This is a genomic window from Microbulbifer variabilis (assembly GCF_020524905.1).
Taxonomy (GTDB): Bacteria; Pseudomonadota; Gammaproteobacteria; order Pseudomonadales; family Cellvibrionaceae; genus Microbulbifer; species Microbulbifer variabilis_A.
This window is the reverse complement of sequence record NZ_JAIVKI010000007.1, coordinates 156,898-179,764: the sequence shown is the minus strand read 5'-3', so window position 1 is coordinate 179,764 and position 22,867 is coordinate 156,898. Positions and strand designations below refer to the sequence as shown.

Below are 22,867 nucleotides of genomic sequence, written 5' to 3'. Positions count from 1 at the left end.
CAACATCCACAATACAAATTAAGAAGTTTCATTGATATTTACCAATAATACTTCAAATTAAATTATAGTGCCCCGGTGCAATCACCCCATTTGGATCGAAAACCTTCTTAATGTCTCGTGTGATCTGCCAAAAAATATCATCAGGATCAACGACAAGATCCATGAAATCAACAAACAGACGGTTAGGATGGAAACCAGCCTTAATGAATTCCTCATTAAGCTCCTTTGCCAAGGATCGCGATTCCTCTCGCGCTAACTTATCGGTACGTATAAAGTGCGTTGATATACTGAAATGTGTTGTCTTGTCATCGACAAGTCCAAATGCATAACTTGCCTGAGCTTTACTATAATGACTATTTACCCTGCGAATAATTGAGTTTGCCTGCTGAACATATTCAACATTCATTGGTACCGTTGGAAGAATAAAATGCATGCCAATGTCAGTATGATCTGGATTCTCCCATCCTTCAGGGAGCTCCGTTTGAGCCGGCCAATAAATGCTCATAATAGGTCGATCACTAGGTTCGCCCAATGCCATACGATAAAATCCTGCATTACAATGGATAAAAGAGTGCATCTTTTTCCAATCGATAAGATTGGAGGCATACAACCCCAAACTAATCAACCTATCAGTGACATAAAAGGTCATACCCCAAGGGCTCAATCTCTTCAGCTCTTTTTTTGCGGCCTTTATTTGATATTTAGTGCCACTGATATTTGAAAATATAATACCTGCACCAAATGAGTATCGATTCAGAAACCTCATCAAACTTTCGCGATCTATATCAACACCCCGCCCCTTAAGATCCTGATACATTACAGGAGCCAGACCATTTTTAACGCGGACATTTTCATAGTAATGAGTAATCGAGTTAATCAGGCCAAACTGTTTAATCTCTTTGAGAGCATTAATTGCATCACCGAGGTAACTTTCATCCTTTAAAATAGTCACAAACATACATTTTTTCTCAGGCCTTCTTCTCAGCTCAATGGTTGCACGAGTGACAACTCCAAAATTTGACTGCAAAAAAGTCCGAAGATATGACGGCCCTATTCCTTCAGGAAAGGTATTGGTTGCCTTACAGTTTGCATAGTGCCCGAACCCTGTTTTAAATATCCTGCCATCGCCGAGAACAACTTCCAAATTTAGAAGTTGCTTATATCGTTCCATATTGTACCCAACCCCCTTGTCTAGAGCGTTGCCTACAATACTAGTATCCTTTGCAGAGCCAGTTGTGTCTGAAAAATAATTTGAGCCAGTTTCATTAAGGTAATTGAAAAGTTGAAACTGTGTCACTCCCGGCTCAATAACTGCAAAGCCAAACTCTTCATTTACCTCAATAATTTTATCCATACGATGTAGGTCAACAAGTATAAGACCACCCTGCGATGATAGCTTTGATCCAAAGCCCCAGGACTTCCCAGTGCTAAAAGGCTGTATACAAACTTTAAACTTATTTGCATATAACACTATTTGTCGAACTTCCTCAGCAGACTCAGGATATAGAATAAGCGGAACCTCTACGTTATACGATGTAACATTCTCAATCTGATGCGCTATTTCATTCTGCTCAGATAAAACTTGATCACCCCTAAGAGTCTTTCTGATTTCCAACAAAAAATCTTTTAACATAACCACTCCACACAACCCTATACCGGTTCAAACTCGCGACATCCGAACGCCCTAACACTTAACGCTCTGCTGGAAACCTACTATTACTCTAAAATCACAAGAGAAATATGTAGGCCTCAACCAATTTGCGATTAACAAACAAATCTTAGAGTTTATTTAGGTGCCAATAATAGTAGTTAAGCGACAAATCAATAGGCAAGTCTCTTCTACACATATTTAAGCGTAATCCTACATATTGAAGATCTTTATAAAGACAAAAGAGAGATACAGCATGCATATAAAGGCGCCCACCACTTCCGACGCCCCCCAGTGGGATCGCCTAATGGGCAATTACACCTTTGCCTGCGTGATGGTTGCGGCCCAGCTTGATATTTACGGGTTAATTGAAGAAGGCTACAACACCAGTGAAAAATTAGCCCGGAAATTACAACTCAGCCACAAAGGCATTAATCACTATCTCTTGATACTGAATCATTTGGGTTACATCAGGATTGAAAATAACCAATTTAAGAACACTAAACTTGCAAAAAATTACCTGGATAAGACCAGTCCCTATTATTGGGGTGAAGTCCTTCTCGACCCCTTTGCCATCTACGACATCAACCACCTGGACAAAAAGATTTTAACCAGCCTGAAACGTGAGTATGAACTTGAGTGCAAAGGTCGCTCTGTAACAGATATGTGGCAGAACGACGAAATGGATAATGAGTCTGCTGCAGCCTTTACCCATTTAATGCATTCGCAAGGTTTCGCCTCCGCAGTTAAAGCAGCTTCAAATGGTATTTTCAAAAGCGTTAACACCTTACTGGATGCCGGTGCTGGTTCTGGAACCATAGCCCTGGCCTTTTGCGATGCCTACCCAGATCGAAATGCCCTTCTCTTTGATCTGGGGCCTGTCTGTGAGGCAGCGAAAGAGTATGTCGAAAAATTCAATAAAAAAGAGCAGATAACCGTAGTGAAGGGGGATCTGTTCAGCTCCGATTGGCCCACAGGTTTTGATGGTATTTGCTTTAGCAATGTACTACACGATTGGCAGGAAGCTACCTGTGAAAACCTGCTAAGCAAAGCTTTCTCTTTATTACCTAAAGGGGGGCATATCTTTATCCATGATATGCTCTTAGACGAGAGCCAGCTGACCCCAAGCCTGTTTAGCTTCCACCTTTTTATGAATCATGGCTCGCAGTTGTTTTCAGAGCAACAGCTAGTCCAACTCCTCACTAAAACGGGTTTTAAAAACCCTCAATGCCACAAAGCGCTTGGCTACTTTTCTGTGGTATCGGCCCAAAAAGCCTGACTGTATTTTAATTAACTTCGATAGCCCCTAAGAATGCCGTGGCGGTTCACCGTAGTTGGGATCGGTGCTGACAAGCCAGGCCACTGTGCCTGGAGGCGCTTTGTACCAGCCGGGATCTCGATAATCTCCTGGTGCCAAATCATCGCGTACTTTCACCAGGGTAAACATGCCACCCATCTCGATATTGCCATAGGGGCCTTTACCCACGAGCATCGGCATTGTATTGGGCGGCCCTGGAAGGTGTCCCTCTTCTACATGGACCTGGTGCTCGGCCATACCATAGCGCCCCATGGGCATGAACCCCGGCAGCATCTCTTGAATTTCAGCCGCTACGCCGCTTTGATTCACCCCCATCGGATTGGGAATATTGTGCCCCATCGCATTCATGGTGTGGTGGGCCATATGACAGTGGAAGGCCCAGTCGCCGGGCACGGCAATAAACTCTATATCGCGGGTCTGGCCCACGGCGACAATTTCAGTGGCTTCCTGCCGCCACTGGGAACGGGGCCAACGGCTTCCATCGGAGCCGGTAACATAGAACTGCACCCCATGCATATGCATGGGATGATTCCACATAGACAGATTTCCCATGCGCACGCGTACCCGCTCACCGGTACGGGCAACTAAAGGATCAATAGCGGGAAATACTTTGCTGTTAATCGTCCAGAGATCAAAGTCCACCATCACCGATGGGTCCGGCCTATAGGTGCCCGGATGTACCGCCCAGTTATGTAGCAGGAAACAGTAATCACGGTCTACTGATTTAATCTCTGGCTCACGGGGATGGATAATAAACATCCCCATCATACCCTCCGCCATCTGTACCATCTCATCCGCATGAGGATGGTACATATGAGTACCTTGTTGGTTGAGGGTAAATTCGTAGGCGAAAGTCTCACCGGGCTGGATATGTGGCTGGGATACCCCCCCGACTCCATCCATACCACTCGGTAGGACAATGCCGTGCCAGTGTACCGTGGTATGTTCCTTGAGGCGGTTAGTCACCAGAATGCGCACCCTATCCCCTTCCACCGCCTCAATGGTTGGGCCGGGGGTGGTCCCGTTGTAACCCCAACATTTGACGCGGGTGCCGGGGGCAAACTCATGCTCCACCTCCTCTGCCACCAAGTGGAATTCCTTAACGTCCCCTTTTAACCTATAGGGAAGTGTCCAGCCATTCAGTGTTCGAGTCGGAACATAGCTGGAAGTTTTGTCGCCCATTGACGATGCATTAGGTGATTGGGCCTCCTTCCCTGCTACCGCCCGCGCGTCCAGCGCAGCACCCAGTGACCCCAGGCTTCCAGCCTGCAAGAATCTACGCCGTGAAATCATCCGTGACTCCCCTCATGGCGCCATACCGTGATGTTTGTGCCCATCTGCAGGAGCCTCCTGTGACTCTTTCCCGTGCTCCCCATGCTTCCAAGTCGACCTTGGGCTTATAAAGGTCTCTACATCTACCTTCCCTGCAGAGAATTGATCACTGCTTGGCAGGCGCCGACCCACAGCTTCCGCCAATGAGGCGCGGGCTATCCAATAGTCCCCCAACGCTTCAAGGTAACCCTGGTAGGCGTCATACTCCCGTTGCTTACTGAGTAGCAGCTCAAAAGTGCCGATCAGCATGTAATTTTCTTCCAGTTGCGCCTGGGTAACCGCCTCCATACGCGCCGGAATTAAACGGGATCTAAACACAGCAACTCTTGCCCTGGCACTTTGCGTTTTAGCGAAAGCAAGACGTACGCCATTGTCACTTTCCAACAGCAGACGCGCCACCAAACCTATAGATGCCTGTAACTCGGCATCCACCTCAAGCAGGCGATCTTCATGTTGGGTAAAAATCGGAATCTCCCAATCCAATAACGGCCCGGTTAGATTGGCACCGTCGTCCTCTCGCTCGCGACCAATACCAAAATCCAGCTCTCCCAGCCAACGCCGCCAATCATTGTAGTGAAGATCCTCTGCCAGCCTCTCTGTGCGCGCTATGGCTGCCGCCAAGTCGAGACGGTTCTCCCGAGCAAGAAGCAAAAGCTCTTCCAGGCTGTCTTCATGGAGAACCGGTAAAGACAACTGCGGATGCACATCCCAGATACCATCCACTGACAGTCCTAGAACTGTTGCCAACTCGGTACGTGCGGCAAAAGCCGTTTCTTCAGCCTGTAACGCAACAATCTGTGCCTCTGCAGCCGCTGCCTCTGCTAATGCCAGATCCCGGGGTGTCAGATTCCCGGCTTCAAAGTACCGGCGGGCCAGTTGCCAGGAGAGATCCGCAGCTTTAGCGATTTGCCCACGCATAACGGAGACTTGTTGAGCAGCGATACAGCGGTAAAAGGCTCCCTCCGCACGAGCCGCAAGGTGTAACAGCTCCGCACCGACTTCTTGCTGGACCGTAGCAAACTCCATCGCAGCTAGGCGTTTACGTGTAGGGAGTGTGATCAGGTCGGAAAGGGAAGCCATTAGGCCGTAGGTATTCTGGGTCTGTTCGCCTGATAATAAAGAAACGGAAAATATCGGGTTACTGATGCGTCCAGCCCGATATATCTCAGCAGCGGCAATATTGAGTTGAGCATAATAGCCGCGCAGTTCAGGGTTATTGATCAATGCGATCTGCATGGCCCTATCGGCGTTGAGGGGTGTGGCACTGAGTTCAGCCACCAATGTGGGCACAAGCTCCGGGATTACGATCTGCGCCGGCCGACCGCGCAGTTGCACCTGCTGGACAACCTGGTCTCGCCCTAACTCTACGGGCAGTGGTGAGCAGGCTGCCAACGCCAGTGTTAAGGCGAGGATTGAGTGCTCTACCGAGCCCTTTCGCCAATAAGCCAAGGTGGTTCCCGTCATCCCATTTCTGGGCAACAGTTTAGTTGAGGAACTTTAGCAAATCTGTCTCAGTCGCTCGATGCGACCTAATATCGAGCTCATCCATCGGCTTTTTCAAATCTATGCTTCTTGCCCATTTTTAATCCCGCTTTACTCATCAATTTAACCCCGCAGGTTACTTCTAATATAAATAGCTAAGAACACGTAAAGGAAAGCGGAAAGCTGGGAACCTCTATGGCTATTGGACACCTAAACTGGGATCAGTTGCTCTGCCAAGCCAAATCACTATCTGATCACGGCGGCCTAAGCGTGCCCGCCAACGCCAGCAGGATTGAAGACCTCCCAATCAGTGGACCCGAGGAGATCTTGCATATCACCAAGGCCATAGCAAAAACAAACGGCGCCATCTTAAATTCCAGCGGTGGCACCACGGGAAAGCCTAAGCTGGCTTATACGCCCTTCCACCAGGCAATGGAAAGGCTACTCCAACATTGGAAACCACTGGGGCCTGGTAGTGTACTTCTCAATCTTTTTAATCCGGGCCGCCTGTGGGGTGCCCATTACTTTATTCAAACCCTCTGTGAAAAGAGTAAAGCCATCACAGTACCCGCAGGCCCTTTTACCCCGGAAGAAGTGCATTTATGGATTGAGACATTTCAAGAAATTGGTATCAATACCCTCGCAGGAGCGCCAACAGGATTAGCTGACTTTGCCCAGGGGTTACTGGATACCAAAAGCAAATTAGATATCAATACTATTATTTGGATGGCAGAACCCTGGACCGAGAGCAAGTTTAAAACAGTACGAAATGCTTTCCCCAAGGCCGGGTTCTGGTGTGATTATGGGTCAGTGGAAACCAACAGTATTGCTGTCAATGGACCAGAGTGTGATCGGGATACCTATCATCTGCTCGAGGACCAATTGATCGAACCCGATGATCACGGTGCCCTGTTGACCCGCATTGGCGATGGCTGGACGGTACCACTGATTCGTTACCGCTTGGGTGACAAAATCAAAGAGAGCAACTGCCGCTGCGGACGCTCCGATGCGCTTATTATTGAAGGGCGAGCAGATGATTCGGTCAGTTTACTGAGCGCATTGGTCAGCACCAGTCAAGTGATCAAACTCGCTGAACAGGTCCCAGGTGTTGAGGAAGTCCAACTACTACTCACACGTAGCAAAAAAGAGACTTCTATCAAGGCTGCCAGTGTATTTATTCTCACTTTCACTGGCAGTGCGGAACCCGAAAAAGTACGTGCACGGATATTGGAGGGTGTTCACAATTTGGCCTCCGTCGTTCATCAGTACCCTGACTCTTTTCTATCCAGGCGAGTTCAGATGCTTCGGCGAGTTAAAAGAACCAATAAGGTTCCCGCTGTTATCTGGGAAAAATCTGAACAATAACATCCATTGAGCTGATGCCAGACCACCAAATGCACAGGCGAGAACCACTCTAAAAACCCAATACAGAATACTTTTAACCACAGGCTAAGTATTCCAATGGGGGAAATGAAAAAAATACCGACATCAGCAATTTATAAAAATCCTTGCCAAAAATCTTAAGACAGAAACTTTCGAAAAAATGGAGAGCAAAATAACAACAGATTAAAAATATGACGCCAAGGCATTAATAAGATTATTTTCCCTGCCATTTATTTTGTTCAGCAACCGAGAGTTACCCAAAAATTATCAGCTAGGGGAATTCCAAAAGTACTACAATTGGAACAAAGTGCTTAAGGGTGTTGAGTACAATTTTATTGTGTTACCTAGGTTTCTTACGGCTATAAAAGGAACATACATACCTCAATGGGAATCGGATATTTAGACTGGAGCCAAATGCTATCTCACGCGAGGAAATTATCAAAGCTCGGAGGGCTTGCCGTGCCCGACTCTGCCACCCGAATTGAGGACCTTTCAATTAGTAGCCCAAAAGAAATATTACAAATTACCCGCAGCTCGGCGCAAAAAAATGGCGCCATCATAATGTCCAGTGGAGGAACTACTGGAAAACCTAAGTTGACGTATACTCCATTTCACCAGGCATCAGAGAGACTGATGCGGGAATGGCATCCAATCGGCCCAGGTAGCGTGGTACTCAACCTCTTCAACCCCGGCCGGCTCTGGGGAGCCCACTACCTGATTCAAACCCTTGCAGAAAAAAGTAAGGCAATCACTGTTCCTTCCGGTCCATACCGATCAAACGAAGTCGATAATTGGCTGGAAACTTTTCAACAAATTGGGGTAAATACACTCGCAGGCAATCCAACGGTATTAGCGGAATTTGCCCAAGGCCTGTTGGATACTGATGGAAGCTTGGATATTGAAAGCATCGTCTGGACGGGCGAACGCTGGACAGAAACCAAATATGAAACCGTATGCCGGGCCTTCCCCAGTGCCGGATTCTGGGGTGTATACGGATCGGTTGAAACCTGGATGATTGCAGTTAATTCGCCTAAATGCGACCGGGACACGCTTCATTTATTAGCGGATCAACTGATAGAGCCAGATAATGATGGTGGTCTGCTAACACGAATTGGCGAGGGCTGGACGGTGCCAGTTGTTCGCTATCGGTTGGGAGACCGAATCAAAGAAACTACTTGTCGCTGTGGTCGCGCGAATGCGCTACTCATCAAGGGACGCGTTGGTGATTCAATTAGCCTGCACAGTGCACTTATCGATACCGGGATGGTGATCGAGCTAGCCGAACAGGAACAGGGGGTTGAGGAAGCTCAGTTGATTCTCTCTTGCGAAGCGGGAGCGCCTATCAAAGAGGTCAACATAATTAGATTAACGTTCACCGGCAGTGCCAATCCTGAAAAAGTACGCAAAAGGGTGCTCGATGGGATTCACAACCTCGCCTCGGTAGCTCATATGCACCCAGAATTTTTTACTGCTCAGCGAGAAGAGCAATTACGAAGGGTTGAGCGAACCAATAAAGTCCCACCCGTAATCTGGGATATAAAGGGCTGATAAGCCTACAGAAGATAAAACCAAGGTCACTTCAGGCCAATATATAGTTTTATTTAGAACTCAATACTCCCAAATGTGCCGATTTTAAATGCGAACTGTTTGCATTAACTTTAGCGGATCGCTAGAATCCGCGGCACAAAATCATAACGCATGATTTCATTTGGGGATCACCATGAATCAGTTGAATCGTTTTTCCGCTTTTGGCGCCATCCTAGCCACCCTATCCATGCCTTCTCTGGCTGAAGAAAACCTCTTCGGTAATGTCAAGGGTGCTGAAACTTTGCCAGAAGGTAGCTGGGAAGCTTATCAAATCGTCACCGAACGCAATGACAAGGGAACTGGCGATTACAGAGCCTGGGATGCCTTCACTGAGCTGGAGTATGGTGTAAGCAACAAATTCACCATCGGTGGTGGCATAAAAGCACTGGCAGTTAAGACCGATGGCCTCTTGGTTGATGGTTATATCCCCGGTGATTACGACAAGAACTTGAGCTTGGCCGGCTTTGAAGTCAATGCAAAATACAATTTCCTAAGCCCGGCAATGGATGATTTTGGCCTGTCCGGATATTGGGAATTTGACTACATGTCACTCGACCCTCACTCTGGTCGCGACAAAGACACCATCTCCCTGGAATCCGCACTGCTAGCTCAAAAATACCTTCTTGAAGGCCAGATGGTGTGGGTAGGTAACCTGTCTCTGGAAGGCACCTACGCCAAGCGTGGCAAGATCGACAACCTCCCCGAAGATTTCGAGTGGCCCACCGACCCGGAAATGGAGCTGGAAATCACCCTGGGTTCCGGCCTCAGCTACCGCTTCGCCCCTAACTGGTTTATCGGTGCCGAGGTGCAATACCAGACCGAATTTGAAACAGAAGTCGGCCAAGAGCGCTGGAGCCTGTTTGCCGGCCCCAACCTGCACTATGCCACTGCGAAATGGTGGGCCACTCTTTCCTGGTTCCAGCAAGTCGAAGGCGGTGGTGAGATGATCGTCGAGAATGATGACCTGCACCTGATTGAGAAAACCAAGCGCGAAGTGCGCCTGAAGCTCGGCTACAACTTCTAATAAAAGGTGCAACGGTGATGAAATACGAAGCCCTACTCGGCGCTCTGCTACCGATGACCGTCCTGGTGGCTCCGGCTTATGCCACAGACTACCTGAGTGTGGCCCAAGCCCAGAGCCAGTTTTTCCCTGATGCGAGCCAGTTCGTCGACAGCACCCTGAACTTTGATAGCGACCAGCGTCGCCAAATCAAAAAGAACGCAGGTACTCGTCAACGCGGCGAAACTCAACAGGTATGGCGTGCGGAACGCGACGGTGAAAATCTGGGTTGGATGTTTGTCGACAACGTTATTGGCAAGCATGAATTCATCACCTATGCACTGGCGGTATCCCCTTCGGGAGAGGTTCTGGGAATAGAAGTCCTCAGCTACCGGGAAACTCATGGTGGTGAAGTTCGCGAAGCCGGCTGGCGCTCTCAATTTGAGGGCAAAAGCCTGGAGGACACTCTTCGCCTCGGTAAAGATGTGACCAATATCAGTGGTGCAACCCTTTCCTGCCGTAATATTACTGACGGGGTAAGAAGGTTGTTGACCATGTGGGACCTCTACCTCAAGCATGCTTGATCCCCAAGCCGCAGCAAGGGGGGCGCACACCAAACGAATGCGCCCCCTACTCGGCACCTTTGTTGAAGTCGCCACTGCAGGCGTTGACACAAGGGCTACCAATGCGGTGAACCAAGCCTTTGAGGCCATTCGTGAAATACATGAACTGGCCAGCTTCCAGCAACCCGATAGCGAACTCTCGCACCTCAATGCTAACCACGGGCAGTGGATTCAGCTTTCCAAGCACACTCTTCGACTGCTGCGGTTGGCTCGGCAGATGACCGAAGCCAGTGAACACCTGTTTAACTGCACTCTCGGTGGCATGATCATCGAACATGGGGTTCTACCCGATCACGGTGGGGATTTTCTCCCTATCGGCTGCGCCGACGATATTGAACTCGCCCCAGGCCGTGCGCGCCTTGTGCGCCCGGTACGTATTACCCTCGACGGCATTGCCAAGGGTTACGCGGTAGACTGTGCGATTAAAGTATTAAAGTGTGCTGGCTCCTCCTGGGGTTGGGTTAATGCCGGTGGGGATTTACGGGTCTTTGGAGATTTTGCCCTACCAGTTGCCCAGCGCCGCGCCGATGGCAGCACCCGCCCCTTGGGTGCTCTGCAAAATGCTTCGCTGGCCACATCAAGTGCCGGCGGGGGGCTGAACCCCGATACGCCAGGGTTAATTCTTGCTGGCGAGGATCAACCTGAGTCCTCTACCCCCAAAGCTGGAAATGCCCAAACCTTTAGCGTAATCTCGCGCTTCGCTTGGCGAGCCGATGCACTGACCAAAGTTGCCGCCCTGGCCCCCAAAAGCCAGCGCGCTGAGCGTATCGCCCACCTGGGCGGAGTCTTGATCGAAGAATAGAGGTTTGGAAAGTGATGCGCCGTTTAAGCGGATATCCACGCTGGTTCTACAGCGCACTCATCGCCGCAAGTGTTGGTTTACTGGCCAGTGGTATCCTCCTAATACCAACGATGATGGATCTACGCCTGGATATGGAACCTCCGGTGCAAATTCCCGGGGACCTGCGCCTAACAGGTGCTGCCATTCATTGCCTAATCGCTTTTATCACTATTGGCATGGTGGGAGCCTTGGCAACCGTACATATGCGCTCCGGCTGGAGACGCAAGCTCAATCGGGTGAGTGGAATACTGCTTCTATTGTTGTTTAGTTTCCTACTGCTTTCAGGTACAGGCATTTACTATTTCGGCGATCCAGAGCTCAGCCAGCTTTCAAGCCTCACTCACACTATTGCCGGGGCTATTATTGCGGTGCTATTTACTTGGCATCTGGCTATGGGGCTAAGAATTCGTCGACTGGCTAAAAGAAATGCGTTGACTCAGTAACCACCCGCAAAAGAATGGTTACTGTATTAGACAAATACCAGCAAATCACAAAAACAATATGGGTAAACGAAACCTAAAATATTTCACAGCCATAGGGCTGATAAAATAATTAACGATCTTATGCTTCCGTCCCCGCAGAATATAACAGTTTCTCTTTGAAAATAGGTTGAATTCTCAAGTAAGTCAGCGTACGCCAGAACCACTCCAGCGGCCCCATACTGAATACTTTTAACCAAAGATCAGAATAAGCCAGCTGAAATAGAACAAGAGCTATACAAACACTAGCAACTTCTATACGAGTTAGTTCACCGTATAAACCCAACCCAAAGCCATAAAAAATAAACACACAAATAACTGACTGGACAAGGTAATTAGTAAATGCCATTCGCCCAACTTGCTGGATTTTGTTTTTCATCCACTGATGCTTATCTGTTTGATACCAAAGGCAGACTAAGCCTATATACCCAATACTAGTGAAAGTAGCACCTACCAAGTTAAAGACATCGCCATATAAGAAGTAGTAGTTAATATCCCAGCCATGACTGTAGTTACCAATCAATCCGACTGAGGTCAATATCAAACCAATGGGAATTGCAGTAACAGCTAATCTTTTATAAGTCTCTTGCGTTGCCTCACCACTCAAAACACCGGTTTTATAGAGCCCCATTCCCAGTAACATCATTGCGGAGACTTTTAAAATAAGGGAAAGACTGAATAAAAGCATCATCAAGCTCGCGGCAAAGTCAGCATCGCTATTTCCAGCTACCAAACGATGATTGACCAATTCCCAGAAACCACCACTATAGGCCGCAATGTCCCTTTGAATTTGCGCGGCATCAGGTGAGAAAATTTCTGAAACTATGTATCTAGCCTCACCGCTAAGCCCTGACAGAACCACTCCAGTATAGTTGGAACTCAAAACAGAACCTATTAGAACCATTATTCCCAAAGTAATGAGCCAACCACCACGTAGTCTTCGGAATACATAGAGCACCATGGCGATCAGGGCGTACACCGTCAAAATATCGCCCTCCCAAATATAGATTGCATGAAGCATTCCCACAACCAACAACCAAAAGTTGCGACTGTAATGAATCTTGGCTGCGGATTTTTTTAGGTACTTGCGCTTCTCAGCAAGCAAGATAATACCCGCACCAAAAAGCAGTGCGAATAATCCCATAAATTTTTGGTCGGCAAATAAATGCAAGAAAATGAACATATAATCATTTAATGGCCCCTCAGCCAAATAGGCTTTGGGGTTCAAATAGGCAGCCATGGGCATTGAAAAGCCAACCATATTCATAAAAGGAATCCCCAATATGGCTATTCCTCTTAGCAAATCCAGCTGTGAAATCCGGGCCTGCATACAAATCCTTTAAAGCAAAAAGGCTGAGGTTAATAACAGTCGAGGCAGGATACAAGGATAAATCGTTTAAGTACGCTAGTTTTTTGTATACATTTGTACCAATTTTAAGTTGATACTGATCAATCCTGTTTTATTTAAACTAAATCCAGAGAATTTTGGGTTTTTATCCCTACAGGATTTGATTCTTCAAACAAAACGGATGGAAAACCAGATAGCTTTTTTAGTAAGCGTTACAGCTTATAATTCGTTCGACTTTCACTCTTCGCATTAATGCAAAGGGTGATAGATCTCCTTAGCCATCACCCACATCTTATAATCCGCTGGCATCTCGGAGAGATAATTGAGAGTACGATAAATCAGGCTCTTCTCCATTTGATCTATTCCCAAAGATTTACTCCAACCTTCTGCTGCCAAACGATAACTCATAACAATCAACAAAAATTTTTGCTCGTTCGATAGCCCGCTGCCATGACCATTAATTAGAATGTGCATGGAAACTAGATCGTAATCCAGGTCAAACTTGGAGTCATTGACCTGGATATTTATTTGAGCAGAACGACCGGAAACCGATGACCCACGGGCGACTATCTGCATCTCGTCCAGGAAAAACGATACGTGAGCATTATCATTATCGGAGCTATTCACATAGCGCCCCCTTAGTGCCAGCTCCCGTATCTGCCTTTTGCTAATTTCACCTCTGAGCCATAAGTTGGTCATTTTTGTAAGAGGACCGTAGGATTCTGTGGCGGGGGTGTTTTCTTCTGCCGCAAGAGGCAATGAAATGAGAAGTACGACAAGACAAATACAGATCTTTGTTACAGCCATTGCTTCTACCACTCAAAATCAAGAAATGACCACACAAGCGACATAAGGCGTTATCGCTATTAATGAGTATATTCAAGGATTGGTATACGAACATTGCTTTGGGGCGCACCGACACTTATTGACGGCCTTATCGGTCGGGGGTTTAAATTCTACATTAATTTGAGCTCTATCAGCTCGCCTTCTCTCTTTGTGTCTCTGCAATGACTCTTTCGTTGATGCATGAAATCCTCCAGAGAGAAAATACCCCATGAATATGTCAACCTTCTCATCCAGGCTAAAACTACCCTTCCCCAGACCTATCCGGGAGTTAACTTTCGACAAACTGTAAGTCAATAAAATATCTTGACCATCACGATCGAACAGGTTAAATAGGCCTATCGTCCAATCGGTTTCCAATGCATGTGAGAGCGCATTAAGCTTATCCACAAATTCTACATAGATTAAAGAAAAGTCTTCACCTCCTTGAAGAAATCTACTTACGTAAGTGGACTCCTCCTCCCGTAAAAAATCCAACTTTGCCTGGATCGTTATTTCCTGAATATCATTGGCCAGGATATAGCCAGTTAGTCTATTGACTTCAACCACCGTCATGCCAAGTTCATAAAGTTTAGCTTGGTGTTCAGACAGTCCTCGCCAAGAGGATAACGGCATTAACAACCGGTATGCGGTCATCCACTCAGGATGTTCTTTTAAATTCACCTCATACCAAGTCGGACTCTTTTTTTCAAGGCCGTGCTTTTGGAGGAAAGACAAGTCTTCACCGTCATAACTCGCTTGGCGAACTGCTTTCATTCGCAGCCAAGCTGTCAAATTCCGTTCCCTACTCAGTATCCAGTCGCTATCAATTTTCTTATTGAGATCATTCGCCGTAGCATGCAATATCTGTAAGGCATCTTGAGTAGAGCTAGCGACAGCCGAAGTAGTAAAGATGATGCTCATTAAAGAAATCAACAATAAGGCGGCATTTGGAAGGAATGGCATTGGGGAACCTTATGTCGCTTTCGATAGATAAATGTGACTTGGCCCATTATTAAGAGGGGCACTGCTTAATTATCGCTTGGAAGCCTGCTTCGAAGAGAAAATGGATGTCGGAATTCCCACCAAAGGGCTCACGGGAAATTGCTGAGCCTCGTTTAATTTTCATTGCCTGGAGAAACTTGAGAACACCAGCCAGTCACGCGGTGAAGGCAATCTTTGTCGGGTAGCCAATCTCTGGTGTATGATTTATCAGTAATGAAGCACTACTCCTCCACATTTCGCGCCAAGCTGATCGCTATGGCGGCCCTGTTCCTGCTGATGTTCCAGGTACAGACCGTGCTTGCCTGCGAAATGATGGATAGCCCAGAGCCGGCGGCAGAGTGCTGTTGTGACCATATGGTTACCAGCTCACAGCCCGATGATGTTGACTGCTGTGATTATGATGCCCAGGTTTCCCTCAAGATCTCCTTGGATGATCAGGCGGCCACCTTAACCACCGCCTTCCTTGGCCAGGAACTTCCTCAGCTGGCACCACCACCCACTTACCAGTGGCCGCAAATATTGGCCCCACCGGCGCCCAACTCGGTTACACCCTTTCCCCTAGCCTCTACCTTCCCCGGCAATCGAACCTGGTTGGCCACTCTGCGCCTGCGTATTTGATCACTCCTTCTCTCTAATTTACGAAATTTCCCGCAGCACTATACGTCTTTCGACTTTTGTCATTACTGCTGTTGGGCTTCAGAAAGATTGTTCTAGGAGTGAACCCTTTGATTTCCCTACAAGCCGTTGCTGCCCGTAGCAGCAAAGAAATGTTCGGTGCCTTTGATGGCCAACTTGGCACCCTACTTAGCACCAAGCTCGGTATCCAAATCCTCATTCCCTCTGTCTTTGGAGGTGTCCTATGAGTCGTACAAAAACACTGGGCCTAATCTCTTTCGTTATATTGCTGGCGGCGGCAGGGGCTGCCTTCTATTGGAAGAACACAGCCGAATTAGCTGTAACCGACGGTGTGGAGTTTATTCCTGCCGGCCCCTTCCAGATCGCCGTAACTGTAGATCCACAGCAGCCTCGCGCTGGTAATAACCAAATTCGCATTGAAGTGCGGGATAGGGAAAACCGGCCTGTCGCTGGTGCCGAAGTCCGCGCAGTAGCAGAAATGCCCGCGATGGGTGCCATGCCGGCTATGCGAGCCCAGGCCGATATTACCGAGACAAGCCCCGGTGTTTTCCAGGGTGAGATCGAACTCGCCATGGTGGGTTCCTGGCCCATGGTGGTAGATGTGGCTACTGGCCACGATCGCCATGTGGACCTGGCCTTTGATATGAGCACCAACCGCAAAGGGCTGCGCTTAAAATCAGCACCCGAAGCTTCGGATACCGCTTACTACACCTGTGCCATGCATCCGTCAGTACGAGCTGCAAAGCCCGGCACCTGCCCTATCTGCGGTATGGACTTGCAGCCGGTCAGCCATGATGAACTTCAAAGCGGCAGTATTGTGGTTGAAAGCGGCCGCCGCCAGGCCATTGGTATTAAAACTGGCACAGTTGAAAGACAGCCATTCGCCCTGCCCATTCATCTGCATGGCCAGGTAACTTACGACGAAACCCGCCTGCGGGATATCAGCCTGCGCTTTGATGGCTGGATCGGTGAACTGGATGCTGACTTTGAGGGCAAGGAAGTCAAACGCGGTGAAGTGCTGTTTTCCGTGTACAGTCCGGAGCTTCTGGCCGTTCAGGATGAATACCTGAAAGCGCGCCGCCGTGGCGATACGCTGGAAAAAGCCGCGCGCAGGCGTCTACTACTCTGGGGGCTTTCTGAAGAACAAATCGATTGGTTGGTAGAACAGCAAAAGGCGCAGGACTATATCCCCATTTTCGCTCCAGCTAGTGGCGTGATTATTGAGAAGAATATTGTCGCCGGTTCGGCTTTTCAGAAGGGGGACAACCTCCTGCGTATTGCTGATCTCAGCCAGGTCTGGATCGAGGCCCACGCCTATGAGGACCAACTGCCACTGCTGGAAAAAGGCATGCCGGCCAAGGTGCGTTTAACCAACGTCTTCCACGAGGAAATCCCAGCCACCCTCACCCAGATCGACCCGTTCCTAAACCACAGCAACCGCAGCGCAAGGCTGCGCGTAACCCTGCCCAATACCGATGGCGAGCTTCGCCCAGGGCTGTTTGCAGACATTATGTTGAGTGCGGAACTGGGTAATCTTTTGGTGGTTCCCAGGGATTCTGTGCTGATTTCCGGCAAGAAGCGCATTGTGTTCCGCGATCTGGGCCAGGGCCGCCTGGAGCCGGTGCAGGTACGCACCGGTTACGGGGATAGCGAGCGTATTGTGATTCGCTCCGGGCTGCAGGAAGGCGACAAAATCGTCACCTCTGGCGTGTTCCTGATCGCGGCAGAGAGCCGCCTGAAATCGGGGGTACAGCAGTGGTAAATACCGAACCCAAAGGGCTGATCGCCCGTATTATTGGGGCCTGCGCCGGCAAGCCGGGGATCACCCTGATCCTGGTGGCGATTGCCGCCCTGGCGGGGTACCGGGCCCTTACCAGTGTTCCCCTGGATGCTATCCCAGACTTATCCGATGCCCAGGTCATCGTGATGACAGACTGGCCTGGTCGCAGCCCGGACCTGGTGGAAGACCAAATTACCTATCCACTTTCCACCGCCATGCTGGGGTTGCCCAAGGTCAAATATGTGCGTGGCCAGAGCTTCTTCGGACTCAGTTTTGTCTACGCCATTTTTGAAGACGGCACCGATATTTACTGGGCCCGGTCGCGGGTGCTCGAATATCTCAACCAGGTAGCAGACCAACTCCCGGAGGGTGTCCAACCCACCCTGGGGCCCGATGCCACCGGAGTTGGCTGGGTATTTCAGTATGCACTGGAGGATCGCAGCGGTAAGCACGATCTGCAAGAACTGCGCGCACTACAGGATTTTAAACTGCGCTATTGGCTCACCTCTGTGGAGGGCGTGGCCGAAGTGGCATCCATCGGTGGCTATGAAAAGGAATACCAGGTCCAAATTGATCCCCACCGATTGCAGATGTTTAAAATCCCCCTGGGCAAAGTGGTCGAAGCTATTCGCCGCAGTAACAACGATACCGGCGGGCGGGTACTGGAGATTGCCGGCCACGAACATATGGTGCGCGGCCGAGGCTATATCCGCAATGTTTCAGATCTCGAAGAGGTCGTGATTGGGGTAAACGCGGCAAAAATTCCCGTAACCCTGGACCAGGTGGCCGATGTTACTCTAGGACCGGCCATGCAGCGTGGCATTGCCGAACTGGATGGTGAGGGGCAAACCGTAGGGGGCATTGTAGTAATGCGCTACGGTGAAAATGCCCTAAAGGTCATCAAAAAAGTGAAAGAGCGTATCGAACAGATTCGCGCTGGCTTACCGGAAGGGGTCGAGCTGGTAGTAACTTATGATCGATCAAAGCTGATTAACAGTGCGATCGACAACCTTAAAAACACTCTGATTGAAGAGATGTTAGTGGTCGCCGCTGTGATCGCCATTTTCCTGCTGCACGCACGCTCGGCTTTAGTCGCGGTGATCACCCTCCCCATTGCTGTATTGTTGGCTTTTATTCCACTTTCTCTACAAGGATTGACCGCCAATATTATGTCATTGGGGGGGATTGCTGTAGCCATTGGAGCCATGGTGGATGCCGCCGTGGTGATGGTGGATAACATCCATAAAAAGCTGGCAGCCTCTGGCGATAAGGCATTGTCTACTGCTGAGCGAAGAAAGTTGGTTGTTCGGGCAATGCAGGAAGTGGGGCCGAGCATCTTCTTCTCCCTGATTATTATTACGGTTTCCTTCCTGCCGGTGTTTGCACTGGAAGCCACCGAGGGCCGTTTGTTCAAACCCCTCGCCTATACCAAAACCTACAGCATGGCCTTTGCTGCACTACTGGCGATCACCCTGATCCCAGCACTCGCTGTACTGTTGATGCGTGGCAAAATCCGCACCAAGGAAAACCCGGTCACCCGTGCCCTGGTTTTTATACTGCAGCCGGTTATCCACTTTTGTGTGCGCCAGCGCAAAATGGTGGCGGCCCTCGCAGTAATCGCCCTGGTTTCCGTGGCCTACCCCATTAGTAAGTTGAGCGGTGAATTTATGCCGCCACTCAATGAGGGCAGCATCCTCTATATGCCCACTGCCCTACCCGGTATGTCTGTGACCGAAGCGGGCAAAGTGCTACAGCAAATGGATGAAGAGCTAAAAGCCTTTCCTGAGGTGGAGCACGTGTTCGGCAAAATTGGTCGCTCAAACAGTGCAACTGACTCTGCACCACTCTCCATGGTAGAGACTGTGATTACCCTGAAGCCCAAGGATGCATGGCGGCCCGGCATGACCTGGGATGACCTGCTAGCGGAGATGGATGAGAAACTACAGTATCCCGGCATGCCGAATATCTGGTGGATGCCAATCCAAACTCGTACCGAAATGCTCGCCACCGGTATCCGCAGCCAACTGGGTATCAAGGTGTTTGGCGATAACCTGGAGGAAATCGAGCAGACCGCTTTGGCTATCGAAGAGGCCCTGCGCAGCGATCAGCGCACAGCCGATGAAACCCGCAGCGTCTTTGCCGAGCGTCTCACCGGTGGCTATTTTTTGGACTTTGATATTGATCGGGCCCGGGCTTCTCGCCACGGCTTGAATGTTCAGGATATCGAGGATGTTATTGCCGCAGCTGCCGGTGGCCTGGCCGCAACCCAGACAGTCGAGGGGCGCGAGCGTTACGATGTACTGGTGCGCTACGCCCGCGACTACCGGGATACCCCAGAACAGCTAGAGCAAATTCTGGTCCCCGCTTCCGATGGTTCTCAGGTACCTCTCAACCAGCTGGCCGATTTAGATTTCCGCACTGGCCCCCCCATGATTCGCAACGAAGACGGGCAGTTAGTGGGATTGGTATTTGTCGACCTGAAAGGCAATGCCGGTGTTGCGGACTATGTAAACCGAGCGAAACAGGTAGTCGACGAACAGGTCAACTTGGTGCCCGGCCAACGCATCGCCTGGGCTGGCCAGTATCAATATCTGGAGCGGGCCAAGTCCCGCCTGCAATGGCTGGTGCCCTTGACCTTACTAGCGGTTTGTTTCCTGCTTTACCTGCACCGCGGCCGGCTATCTGACACCCTGTTTGTACTCACTGCCATGCCGATGGCGCTCGTCGGAGCCTTCTGGTTGCTATACCTGCTCGACTACAAACTGAGTGTCGCCGTATGGGTGGGCATGATCGCTATGGCCGGCCTTGCCGCAGAGATGGGTCTTTTGATGCTGCACTATTTATCGGCCGCTGGAGATAATAAATCGCAGCAAGGCAATACCGCCGCAGTCGCACAAGCGGCAGCGGGCCGCATACGGCCAATGATGATGACCAGCCTGACGCTGTTAATTTCATTGATCCCAGTGATGGTTTCCGACGGCACCGGCGCAGATGTCATGAAACGCATTGCCGCACCCATGGTCGGCGGCACCATCACCACATTGTTGTTTGTGTTGTTGGTGATGCCTGGGGTGTTTTATCAGTGGAAGGCCAGAAAAGAGAAGGAAAACTAAAAAAGCGGGGGCATTGGATCAACTTGGTCCCTTGCCCCCTTCTTCTTTCAAACGATCACATTGGACGCAGGCTCGGCTTGGTGATGACTAAGACGAGAACGTCACACTTGGTAGAGACCAATAGTACATAGGTTTCAACGGGATTAACTGTTAAAGTGCCAGGCAAAATTTGTATTGGCCAGGCTGCAAAAATGCAGTTGCGTAATACACGTATTTGATATTTAACGACTCCAGGATTCACCTTGACTGCCCCCTTTTCCGACCTCCCCCTAAAGCCCGCCCTGTTAAAAAACCTGGCGTCACTCAACTACACATTGATGACCGAGGTTCAGGCCAAGACACTCCCGATCATACTCGACGGTAAAGATGTCATCGCACAGGCAAAAACCGGCTCCGGTAAAACGGCGACCTTTGGTTTGGGAGTACTGCACAGGCTCAATGTTGATCGGTTTCGGATTCAATCGCTGATTCTGTGCCCCACACGGGAACTGGCCGACCAGGTTGCCCAGGAACTGCGCCGACTGGCCAGAGCGATTCACAACATTAAGATTCTGACATTATGCGGCGGCATGCCGTTTGGCCCACAGATTGGTTCCCTGGCGCATGGGGCGCACATCATTGTTGGTACACCTGGGCGTATCGAAGAGCACCTGCGCAAGGGAACCCTGTCCCTAGAGCATGTCGACACACTCGTCTTTGACGAAGCCGACCGGATGCTCGATATGGGCTTTCAGGATGTCATTGATACTATTCTGGCGCAGCTGCCAGCTCGGCGACAGTCCTTACTGTTCAGTGCAACTTACCCGGATCAAATCGAGCGGCTCAGTGCGCGAGTGATGCAAAAGCCGGTGATGGTACGCATTGAATCCACGCACAGTGAGGATGTGATTGAGCAGCGTTTTTATAAAACTGAGAGCTTCGACGATCGTCTGGAGATGACCCGTCGCATTCTACTCAATGACAGACCGGTCAATACCCTGATTTTCTGTAACACCAAGCGTGAAACCGATGACGTCGCCAATGACCTGAAGCAAGCTGGGTTCAATGTGCTCGCCTTGCATGGCGATATGGAACAGCGCCAGCGCAACGAAACGCTGATTCGCTTCGCCAATGGCAGCGCCTCTATTCTGGTGGCCACCGATGTAGCGGCACGCGGCCTGGATATCGACAAGCTGGATGCCGTGATTAACTTTCATATCGCCAAAGATCCAGAAGTACACACCCATCGCATCGGACGAACTGGCCGTGCCGGTGAACGCGGTTGCGCCTACTCCCTGTTTTCCGAGAAGGAAGGCCACAAACTGCTGCGTATGGATCTTACCCAAGATCCGCTGTCCGATCCCGATACACCACCGCCTGCCAGTATCTTAAACGAGCCTCCGTTTCAGGCACCCATGGCCACCCTGCAGATTGATGGTGGAAAAAAACAGAAAGTCCGCCCCGGGGATATTCTGGGAGCACTGACCGGTGGTGATCATCCGATCAACGGGAAAGATGTTGGCAAGATCAATGTCCTAGACCTGACAGCTTATGTTGCGGTAAAACGAAACGTAGCAACGCAAGCACTGAAAAAAATTGAAAGCGGAAAACTGAAAGGTCGTAAATTCCGGGTTCGGCGTATCCGCGGTTAAGTTATGTAATTTCCATTCAACACAACCGAACGTTGCTATCGAAGAATAGTTTGCACTCAGCCAATCTCAGGAAAAGATTGGTAGTTCGGTAAAAAATCCTCTGCGGGGCGCTTAGCTTAACTTTTGCGCCCCACCCATCCCAGTAAACAGATTAGAAGATCACGAGCAGTACCTTTTTATCAATCGTCAATTAAACTCGCTACACTGCAAAGTCTATTGAGCTTATCCCTTTACGCCTTATCCCAGACAGGGTCTATTATGTAGAGATGACGGGCAACACTCTCTATTGAGTCAGTTCAATGATGAAAAATTTTATCCGCTCTGTAATGATACTTGCATCCCTCGCATCGTATTCAGTGTTTGCTGACAATTATGGTACTGCTGAAGAAGCCAAGGCCCTGCTGGAAAAGGTAGTCACCTCGCTAAAGACGGATGAGTCAGCGACCATCGATAAAATTAATAAAGGCGAGGAAGGATTTAAAGATCGAGATCTCTACCCATTTTGTGTCAAGGCAGATGGCAGCCTTACAGCACATCCTGTATTCCATCCAAATCTTGATGAACGGAACCTAAAAGCGGAAAGGGATATAATGGGAAAAGCTTTTGGAGAGGAGATGATTAAGAATGCTAAAGAAGGGCAAATCAGCAAGGTAACCTATATGTGGCCGCGCCCTGGTGAAACAAAACCCGTACAGAAAACTGCATTTATTACTAAAGTTGGCGATCATGTATGCGGTGTGGGTTATTACAAAAAATAATACTTCAACCCGGACCTGACTATTTCAGAGTACTTTATTACCAATTCTCTTGAAGGTGTGCTACTAGACTTTAGCTAAATT

At 49.3% G+C, this 22,867-nt stretch carries 19 protein-coding genes; 13 read left to right on the top strand and 6 right to left on the bottom strand.

Features of this window, described 5'->3' with window-relative positions; all coding sequences use genetic code 11:
• Positions 1-52 precede the first annotated feature (52 nt).
• Positions 53-1,633 (bottom strand): FAD-binding oxidoreductase, encoded by a 1,581-nt coding sequence (locus LC073_RS10525; protein WP_226646795.1) that lies wholly within the window; start codon positions 1,631-1,633, stop codon positions 53-55.
• A 271-nt stretch (positions 1,634-1,904) separates the two neighbouring features.
• Between LC073_RS10525 and LC073_RS10520 the strand changes: the two genes are divergently transcribed.
• The gene (locus LC073_RS10520; protein ID WP_226646793.1) at positions 1,905-2,927 is read left to right on the top strand and encodes a methyltransferase; all 1,023 of its coding nucleotides are present in this window, start codon (positions 1,905-1,907) and stop codon (positions 2,925-2,927) included.
• 27 nt (positions 2,928-2,954) lie between these two features.
• Here the strand turns inward: LC073_RS10520 and LC073_RS10515 are convergent, their stop codons facing one another.
• Complete coding sequence (locus tag LC073_RS10515; protein ID WP_226646790.1) at positions 2,955-4,259, bottom strand: multicopper oxidase family protein; 1,305 nt, start codon at positions 4,257-4,259, stop codon at positions 2,955-2,957.
• Positions 4,260-4,271: 12 nt separating this feature from the next.
• Complete coding sequence (locus LC073_RS10510) at positions 4,272-5,762, bottom strand: TolC family protein (protein ID WP_226646788.1); 1,491 nt, start codon at positions 5,760-5,762, stop codon at positions 4,272-4,274.
• 213 nt (positions 5,763-5,975) lie between these two features.
• Between LC073_RS10510 and LC073_RS10505 the strand changes: the two genes are divergently transcribed.
• The 6 genes from LC073_RS10505 to LC073_RS10480 all read left to right on the top strand — a co-directional run bounded on the left by LC073_RS10505 (position 5,976) and on the right by LC073_RS10480 (position 11,657).
• Positions 5,976-7,145 (top strand): AMP-binding protein, encoded by a 1,170-nt coding sequence (locus LC073_RS10505; protein ID WP_226646786.1) that lies wholly within the window; start codon positions 5,976-5,978, stop codon positions 7,143-7,145.
• Positions 7,146-7,622: 477 nt separating this feature from the next.
• Entirely contained in the window at positions 7,623-8,711 is a 1,089-nt protein-coding gene (locus LC073_RS10500) for an AMP-binding protein (RefSeq protein ID WP_226646784.1), read from the top strand.
• A gap of 172 nt (positions 8,712-8,883) precedes the next feature.
• Positions 8,884-9,774, top strand: a complete 891-nt coding sequence (locus LC073_RS10495; protein WP_226646782.1) for a DUF6662 family protein — start codon at positions 8,884-8,886, stop codon at positions 9,772-9,774.
• Between the two features lie 17 nt (positions 9,775-9,791).
• A complete protein-coding gene (locus tag LC073_RS10490; RefSeq protein ID WP_226646780.1) occupies positions 9,792-10,334 on the top strand; it encodes an FMN-binding protein in 543 nt (180 codons plus the stop codon).
• A complete protein-coding gene (locus LC073_RS10485; protein WP_226646778.1) occupies positions 10,327-11,175 on the top strand; it encodes an FAD:protein FMN transferase in 849 nt (282 codons plus the stop codon). The genes LC073_RS10490 and LC073_RS10485 overlap by 8 nt, the downstream gene beginning before the upstream one ends.
• Before the next feature lie 14 nt (positions 11,176-11,189).
• Complete coding sequence (locus LC073_RS10480; protein WP_226646776.1) at positions 11,190-11,657, top strand: hypothetical protein; 468 nt, start codon at positions 11,190-11,192, stop codon at positions 11,655-11,657.
• A gap of 118 nt (positions 11,658-11,775) precedes the next feature.
• Here LC073_RS10480 and LC073_RS10475 read toward each other — a convergent pair whose 3' ends face one another.
• The 3 genes from LC073_RS10475 to LC073_RS10465 form a co-directional block, all read right to left on the bottom strand.
• Positions 11,776-13,023 carry a DUF418 domain-containing protein gene (locus LC073_RS10475; RefSeq protein ID WP_226646774.1) on the bottom strand — a complete coding sequence of 416 codons (1,248 nt, stop codon included), beginning with the start codon at positions 13,021-13,023 and terminating at the stop codon, positions 11,776-11,778.
• A gap of 267 nt (positions 13,024-13,290) precedes the next feature.
• The gene (locus LC073_RS10470) at positions 13,291-13,848 is read right to left on the bottom strand and encodes a hypothetical protein (RefSeq protein ID WP_226646772.1); all 558 of its coding nucleotides are present in this window, start codon (positions 13,846-13,848) and stop codon (positions 13,291-13,293) included.
• A gap of 72 nt (positions 13,849-13,920) precedes the next feature.
• Positions 13,921-14,829 carry a hypothetical protein gene (locus LC073_RS10465; RefSeq protein WP_226646770.1) on the bottom strand — a complete coding sequence of 303 codons (909 nt, stop codon included), beginning with the start codon at positions 14,827-14,829 and terminating at the stop codon, positions 13,921-13,923.
• Positions 14,830-15,081: 252 nt separating this feature from the next.
• Between LC073_RS10465 and LC073_RS10460 the strand changes: the two genes are divergently transcribed.
• From LC073_RS10460 to LC073_RS10435, 6 genes are all read left to right on the top strand, one after another.
• Positions 15,082-15,486 carry a hypothetical protein gene (locus tag LC073_RS10460; protein WP_226646768.1) on the top strand — a complete coding sequence of 135 codons (405 nt, stop codon included), beginning with the start codon at positions 15,082-15,084 and terminating at the stop codon, positions 15,484-15,486.
• A gap of 107 nt (positions 15,487-15,593) precedes the next feature.
• Positions 15,594-15,731 carry a hypothetical protein gene (locus LC073_RS10455; RefSeq protein WP_226646766.1) on the top strand — a complete coding sequence of 46 codons (138 nt, stop codon included), beginning with the start codon at positions 15,594-15,596 and terminating at the stop codon, positions 15,729-15,731.
• On the top strand, positions 15,728-17,266 hold the full coding sequence (locus LC073_RS10450) for an efflux RND transporter periplasmic adaptor subunit (protein ID WP_226646764.1): 1,539 nt from the start codon (positions 15,728-15,730) through the stop codon (positions 17,264-17,266). Before LC073_RS10455 ends, LC073_RS10450 begins: the two co-directional genes overlap by 4 nt.
• Positions 17,260-20,397: an efflux RND transporter permease subunit gene (locus LC073_RS10445; RefSeq protein ID WP_226646762.1), complete on the top strand. Its 3,138-nt coding sequence runs from the start codon at positions 17,260-17,262 to the stop codon at positions 20,395-20,397. The genes LC073_RS10450 and LC073_RS10445 overlap by 7 nt, the downstream gene beginning before the upstream one ends.
• A 242-nt stretch (positions 20,398-20,639) precedes the next feature.
• A complete protein-coding gene (gene dbpA, locus LC073_RS10440; protein ID WP_226646760.1) occupies positions 20,640-22,028 on the top strand; it encodes an ATP-dependent RNA helicase DbpA in 1,389 nt (462 codons plus the stop codon).
• A 299-nt stretch (positions 22,029-22,327) separates the two neighbouring features.
• Complete coding sequence (locus LC073_RS10435) at positions 22,328-22,786, top strand: cache domain-containing protein (protein ID WP_226646758.1); 459 nt, start codon at positions 22,328-22,330, stop codon at positions 22,784-22,786.
• The last annotated feature ends 81 nt before the right edge of the window (positions 22,787-22,867 follow it).